The sequence below is a fragment of the Lysinibacillus sp. NPDC093216 genome (assembly GCF_050280325.1).
In the GTDB taxonomy this organism is placed as follows: domain Bacteria; phylum Bacillota; class Bacilli; order Bacillales_A; family Planococcaceae; genus Lysinibacillus.
Map to the genome: position 1 here is coordinate 1 of NZ_JBNNVB010000059.1, position 4,784 is coordinate 4,784.

Consider the following 4,784-nt stretch of genomic DNA (forward strand, 5'->3'; position numbering starts at 1 on the left):
CCGAACACGGAAGTTAAGCTCTTTAGCGCCGATGGTAGTTGGGGGCTTCCCCCTGTGAGAGTAGGACGTCGCTAGGCAATGTAAACAGTCAGCTGTATACTGGCTGTTTTTTTTTTATACAAAATTATACAAATAGTAATAAACCAAGAAGCTTAAATTAGCTTCTTGATTTTTTTTAGTTATTTACTTTAGCAAAAATTAATTTTCAAATAGTTAAATATACTCATTGATGTTTAGATATTTAAGTGTGCTTTTATTAACTTCAATGTAATATTACCCATGGTATAAAAAGTCAAAATTATGGATTTTATAGGTATTATATATTAGAATAGGTAATAGTCATTTTTACATACTTTTATAGATTCTTTTAGGATATGGATATGTAAAAAATATATGGATAGGAGTGTAAAAGTTGATAATACTAGATAGACCTTATGTTTCTGATTTATTAGCGCACACAATTAGTAAGAATAAAATTCCAGTTATCAAATTAAATGAAGTTTTTATACCAAACGAATCTACTATAGATTTAAAAAAGGTAGACGATTTGTTGATTGAATTAGAGAAGAGGAATTGTCCAATTCTCTTTAACTCTGAAAATGGACTTAATATTTTATCAAAATATGCACCTAATCACTATTTAACAACTGTTACAGATATTTTGAAAAATAAAGTTACTTTCAGGAAAACATTAAGTAGACATTATAAAGATTTCTTTTTCACAGAAGTTTCTCTAAAAGAATTAGAAGAATTAGATCCTAGTGCTCTACCTTTCCCTATTATTGTTAAGCCTGTTATAGGATATTCAAGTATAGGTGTACATCGTATTGATAAGGTAGAAGAATATAAAGAAACTATTAAACAACTTAAATTTGAAATGGAAGTTACAAGTTCAGACTATCCAATCGAAGTTATTAATAACCAATCATTTATAATTGAGAAATTAATTGAAGGTGATGAATACGCTGTTGACGTATATTTTACAGAAGACGGGGAACCTGTTATCTTAAATCTTTTTAAAAGAATGTTTAGGCATGAGAAAGACATGAGCGATAGAATTTACTATACGAGTAAGCAAGTAATAAATGAGTCCCTCAACAAAATTCAAGAATTTTTAGGAACTATTTCATCGTTCTTCGCTTTAAAACTTGCCCCTATACATATTGAAATTCGCATCGATAATGAGGGACAGATTGTTCCAATTGAAGTAAATCCACTTAGATTTGCTGGTATCGGTACAAATGAACTTGGCGTTCATGCATATGGTGTAAACGCATGTGAGTACTTTTTTAAACAACAAAAGCCTGATTGGGAAAATATAGTTAATCAAATGGATGATTCAATTTATAGTTTTTGTTGTGCTGAAATAGATGCCTCTATTGATTGTAAGCAAGTTGTATCTATTAATCATGAAGCGTTTAAACTAAATTTTGGTGAAATTTTAGAATATCGGCCAATGAAAGTGAATGAAAGCTCTACCTTTGCTGTAATCTTTCATAAATCACCGGATTTAAATGAGAATACAAGGTTATTGAACTTAGATCTGAATCAATATATTACGTTAAATGAATTGGTATTTGTTTAATAATGATTAATTTTTTTATTACAGTTAGGAGCGTTAATGATGTTTAAAGGTATGACAATTAGAAAGAAAATATTATTAAACGTATTAATGCCTATTGTTGTTATAAGCACAATTTTTAGCTTTGCCATTTTTATTGTAGCTGAACGTTTAATTGATGGGTATATTATTCCTCAGTTTGAAGAGAGCTTAGCGATGAAAATGGAGGATTTTGATGAGCTATTTGATAAAGAATTAATCAATAGTGCTAAAACAAACAAAAGTGCATATCAAGAGTTATTGTCTAGAGGAAATGCATTTCAAGAAAAGTATGCTTTAGAAAATGTGTATATTATGAGTAAAGTAGATAATAAAGAAGTCATTTTATTTTTAGGCAATGACGATAAGTATTTATCACCACTAGCGTTTACAGATGAACAAAAAGCAGCGCTAGGCACAACTAAAATGGTTACAAGTGATATTTATATAGATGATTACGGTGCCCATAAGTCTACATTTTTACAAGTTCAAGGAACAGATTCTGTCTTAGGATTAGATGAAGATGCAGATTTTATAGTTGATTTAGAAAATTTATTAATAAAAGTATGTGTATTATTAGCACTTATATTTATTGTGGTAAGTGGTATATTAGCATATTTCACTGCTAAAAGAATTTCTAAACCGTTAAATCAACTTGTAGATTACACTAAAGTAATTGCAGCTGGTGATTTAACGCAGGAAATAAAAAATTCAAGTAATGACGAAATTGGTCAGCTTGCATCAAGTTTTAATAGTATGCAAGTACAGCTAAAAGATGTTATAGGGCATGTATCCTCAACAGCAGACTATGTAGCAAATGGGTCTAAAGAATTGACTCAAAGTATAGAGCAAGTGACAGAAATGACTAATCAGGTATCAGCGGCGATTCAGGAAGTTTCAGTAAGTAGCGAAATGGTAACAACTGGGGCTATTCAAAATCAAATTGCGATTAGAGAAATATCAGAGGGTATAGTAGAAATTACGGAATCTACCACGAATGTCTCTGATGAATCTATTAAGACATCTGAAGAATCCAATCAAGGTAATAATGTTATTCAACAATCCGTACAAGGAATTGATTCGATTAACGAGCTTTCAAAAGCCTCTATGCAAATGACAGAACAAATGCATCAACGTTCTAAAGAAGTAGGACAAATTACAAATGTAATTACAAGTATTTCAGATCAAATTAATTTACTTGCACTAAATGCAGCTATTGAGGCTGCTCGTGCAGGTGAATATGGAAAAGGGTTTGCTGTTGTTGCGGATGAAATAAGACATTTAGCAGAACAATCTGCCCAATCTGCTAATGACATTACTAAATTAATCTCTGAAATGCAAAACAATTCTAATGAATCTGTTGACGCTATTACGAGAGTAGTAAATGAAATTGATCAAGAGACTGTCGCAATAAGATTGGCTGGAGATACTTTCCGAAAAATTTCATCTCTAATTTCAAACATTAGTATGCGAACGCAATCAATTGCTTCAACAGTAGAACAAATATCAGCAAGCTCTGAACAAGTATTAGGGACTACTGAGACAACTGTGCAATCATTGGAGCAAACATCAGCAGGTACCCAAAATATTGCTTCAACTATGCAAGAGCAATCTGCTTTTATGGAAGAAATGCTAGGAACTGCTAATCAAGTAAACGAGATGGTTGAAAACTTAAAAGGTCAAATTGCACATTTTAAAATTAAGTAATCTAAGCAATAACATTAACTAAGTTAAAAGGATTAGCTCTATCTTGAACAGAGCTAATCCTTTTACTATTTTTAGATCCGTATGTCAGTATCAAAGTCGTTTGTAAATTCGACAAAATACTCATTGAGTTCGTTCTATTTGTATATAACTCTTTATATAATGTAACGATTACTTGAAAAAGGAGAGGGAATTTTGTGGATTGATGGTGTTTTTTCTGGTGGCGGTTTGAAGGGGTTTGCACTAGTTGGGGCGTATCAAGTACTAGAAGCTGAAAATTTTCGCTTTAAACGGGTAGCTGGGACGAGTGCCGGGGCCATATTAGCTGCTTTTATTGCTGCGGGATATAGCGGAAAAGAAATCCAGACTATGTTAGAAGAGTTGGATGTACCTTCATTATTAGATCAAAGGAAAACTATCTTACCATTCCCGTTTATGAAGTGGGTTAATGTTTATCACCATTTAGGTTTATATAAAGGAAAAGCATTAGAAAAATGGTTTTTTCAAAAATTAGCTGCAAAAGGTGTTTATACGTTCGGAGATTTACCTAGAGATTCATTAAAGTTAGTGGCCTCAGATTTAACAAATGGCAAAATGATGGTGTTACCGGATGATTTACAAAATTATCATATTGATGCGAAAAATTTTTCTGTTGCAAGTGCTTTACGTATGAGTTGTGGTATACCATTTTTCTTTGAACCAGTTACATTAAAAACAGGAAAAGGAGATTCAGTTATTGTAGATGGCGGTGTATTGAGTAATTTTCCGTTATGGGTATTTGATGATAGAGAAGGACGTAAGGTGCGGCCGATTATAGGGCTTAAATTGAGTAGACGTAGAGAAGAACAACACCCACATGAAATTAAAAATGGATTAAATTTATTTGAAGCTTTATTTTCTACTATGAAAGATGCTCATGATGAAAGATATATCTCAAGACGGCATGAAAGAGATATTATTTTCATTCCTGTCGATGATTATAGCGCTACTCAATTTGATTTAGATGAAGAGACTAAAGAAACACTTTTAGAGATTGGAAGAAACCGTACTATTCAATTTTTAAAAGCGTGGCCAAGATTTAAGTTATAAAACTTTTGAAAAAAATGAATAAAACTATTGACGCTCTATGAAGTAGATGATATTATATAAAAGTTGCTGATAAACATGCAACTAGAACAATATAAAAAATAACTGTTTGACAGTATGTGTGAAACATGTTATTATATAAAAGTTAACTCTTAACAAAGAGATGATGATTATAAATGAACCTTGAAAACTGAACAAGCAAAACGTAATCAATAAAGTTTTTAGTAACTAGCCTTGAGTTGGTGAACGAAACGAAATTTTGGACATCAAACATGATGCCAGCAAAACAATTTGAGCTTATCAAATTTCTTTTTATGGAGAGTTTGATCCTGGCTCAGGACGAACGCTGGCGGCGTGCCTAATACATGCAAGTCGAGCGAACAGAGAAGGAGCT

At 31.9% G+C, this 4,784-nt stretch carries 3 protein-coding genes and 2 rRNA genes; all 5 read left to right on the forward strand.

Annotated elements, in window-relative coordinates; translation table 11 throughout:
• Positions 1-77, forward strand: a 5S ribosomal RNA gene (gene rrf / locus ACQKOG_RS27010); the annotation flags it as partial.
• Positions 78-412: 335 nt separating this feature from the next.
• Positions 413-1,585 carry an ATP-grasp domain-containing protein gene (locus ACQKOG_RS27015; protein ID WP_370083779.1) on the forward strand — a complete coding sequence of 391 codons (1,173 nt, stop codon included), beginning with the start codon at positions 413-415 and terminating at the stop codon, positions 1,583-1,585.
• Positions 1,586-1,624: 39 nt separating this feature from the next.
• Positions 1,625-3,307 carry a methyl-accepting chemotaxis protein gene (locus tag ACQKOG_RS27020; RefSeq protein ID WP_427448588.1) on the forward strand — a complete coding sequence of 561 codons (1,683 nt, stop codon included), beginning with the start codon at positions 1,625-1,627 and terminating at the stop codon, positions 3,305-3,307.
• Positions 3,308-3,499: 192 nt separating this feature from the next.
• A complete protein-coding gene (locus ACQKOG_RS27025) occupies positions 3,500-4,393 on the forward strand; it encodes a patatin-like phospholipase family protein (RefSeq protein WP_370083783.1) in 894 nt (297 codons plus the stop codon).
• Positions 4,394-4,701: 308 nt separating this feature from the next.
• Positions 4,702-4,784, forward strand: a 16S ribosomal RNA gene (locus ACQKOG_RS27030); the annotation flags it as partial.